The 2187-nt window shown below is 59.3% G+C and carries 3 protein-coding genes; all 3 read right to left on the bottom strand.

Annotated elements, in window-relative coordinates; translation table 11 throughout:
• Positions 1-395 (bottom strand): 2-C-methyl-D-erythritol 4-phosphate cytidylyltransferase (locus QZ302_RS09845; protein WP_294594918.1); only part of this gene is annotated, 395 nt, incomplete at its 3' end.
• A gap of 50 nt (positions 396-445) precedes the next feature.
• Positions 446-967, bottom strand: coding sequence for a chromate transporter (locus QZ302_RS09850; protein ID WP_294594920.1), 522 nt, complete (start codon positions 965-967; stop codon positions 446-448).
• A gap of 16 nt (positions 968-983) precedes the next feature.
• On the bottom strand, positions 984-1529 hold the full coding sequence (locus QZ302_RS09855; protein WP_294594922.1) for a chromate transporter: 546 nt from the start codon (positions 1527-1529) through the stop codon (positions 984-986).
• Positions 1530-2187 lie beyond the last annotated feature (658 nt).

Here is a 2187-nt window from a genome sequence, read left to right on the forward strand (position 1 = left end):
ACCCCCCGAATCACCCCGTCCGCGACAAACGGCCTCACCCCGTCATGCACCAGCACCCATTCCGCCTCCGGCTCCGCCTCCAATCCCCGCCTCACCGACTGAAATCGAGTTTCCCCACCCGCCACCACCTCGTGCGGCACCTCGAACCCATGCGCCACGCACAACTCCCCCCACCGTTCGATATACGCCTCCGGCAGCACCAGCACCAGCTTATGCACCCATTCGTTCACATTTTGTGAACAATCCGCCACATAACGCCCCACCCCTTCCGCCATCCGGCGCAAAGTCCGCATGACAATCGGCTCGCCTCCAAGCAGTAAGAACTGTTTGGGCACCTCGCTCCCCATCCGTCTTCCCGCTCCCGCCGCCACGACAATTGTTAATATTTTGTGCATATTTTGTGAAAAGTTTTTCTTCGACACCCCCACTTACCACCCCCGCAACCTCAATAAATCAACCACCCCGCCAACCCCGCCAACACGATCAACAGAATCGGATTGACCTTCCGCACCGCCGCCACCAGCACCCCCCCGAAAATCGCATAGCTTTTCCAGTCAATGAAATTATCCGGCGTGAAGAGCAGAAAAGCCGCCGCCAGAATCAGCCCCACCACCACCGGCCTCAACGTCCTCATCACCCCCGCCACATACCGGTTATCCTTCATTTTCAGGTAGAACCTCGCCACGATCAGCATCAACACCAGCGACGGCGCACAGACCCCCGCCGTCGCCAGCGCCGACCCCCAGACCGACCCCGTCGCCGTATACCCGATATACGTCGCACTATTGATCGCAATCGGCCCCGGCGTCACCTGCGAAATCGCGATGATATCGGCAAACTGCGCCGCCGTGATCCATCCGTGCCGCGTCACCACCTCCGCCTGAATCAGCGAAATCATCGCATACCCGCCCCCGAACCCGAAGAGACCGATTTGAAAAAACGTCAGAAAAAGTTGCAAATAGAGCATCCCGAATTCGAATCTTTTATTTTCCCACCCCCCGTTTCACCCTCCAGTACGTATACCCCAGCCCCCCGACAATTCCGCCCGCAATGAACCACAACGGCGACGCCCCTGCCCAGATCGCCCCCGCAATCGCGACGAACACCCCGTACTCCCACCCCCTCAGCCCCCGGGCAAACGAAAAGACCGGTTGCAGAATCAGCGCCACGACCGCCGGCCTCATCCCCTTGAAAATGCGGTTCACCGTCGGATCCTCTGAGATATGCGAAAAGAAGATCGCCACCCCCAGCAGAATCAGGAACGACGGCAGCACCGTTCCCAGAAACGCCGCCACCGCCCCCCGCGTTCTCAGGATTTTGTACCCCACCATAATCGAGACATTGACCGCCATCGGCCCGGGCGCCGACTGCGCCAGCGCCAGCAGGTCTATAAACTCTTCGCGTTCGACCCACCTCCGTTTGTCGATCACCTCTTTCTGGATGATCGGGATCATGGCATATCCGCCGCCGAAAGTGAAGCAGCCGATCTTGAAAAACGACAAAAACAGGGTTATTTCCTGTCTGAACATAACTATCGAATGATTTCGCAACAGGCGCAAAATTACGAAATTCACGGCTCCGCGGCGGCCGGAAGCGTACCTTTTCTTCCGAAAAAGAACAACTCCCCCGTAGGATAGCAGCTTCCCCGACGAAACGCTGTTTCGCCCGACCACAGAACGTTGAATGTCTTGTTGGGTTTTGGTCTTATTTATGCGGAGCCCGCGCGCAGAACAAAGAATGGGGCCGAGGCAGGTCGATTGCCTGGGGTAGACACAGCCATTTTTCGAGTGCCGAGCGGCACCGCCCCGGGCAACCGCCACGCGATCTCTGGCGATCCGGTGCTCGTTGGCAACCTCGGGTTCAACTGGTCTTCCGCTACGAGCGGCACGAGTGGCATGGACTTGGATTTCAGTTCGCAACACCTCCGCCCCGGCTACTCGGACCACCGCGGCCACGGTTTTCAGTTGCGGTGCCTCTCGGAATAAACCCCGCGGGCCCGCGGGGGGGCAAAGGGCCGGGTCTACCCTAAAAATAAGGGCAGCCTCTACCCGAAAGCTACCCCACTGGCCGCCCTACTCCATTTGCACTCTGCGGTTCGTAGAACCGCCCGGGCCGGAGCCACCTCAGGCGTAGGGCCGCAACTTCGCGGAGCTCGTTCGGCCCACGCTGACTCCGACCCGAATCACA

This window comes from uncultured Rikenella sp., from assembly GCF_910579375.1.
Lineage (GTDB): Bacteria > Bacteroidota > Bacteroidia > Bacteroidales > Rikenellaceae > Rikenella.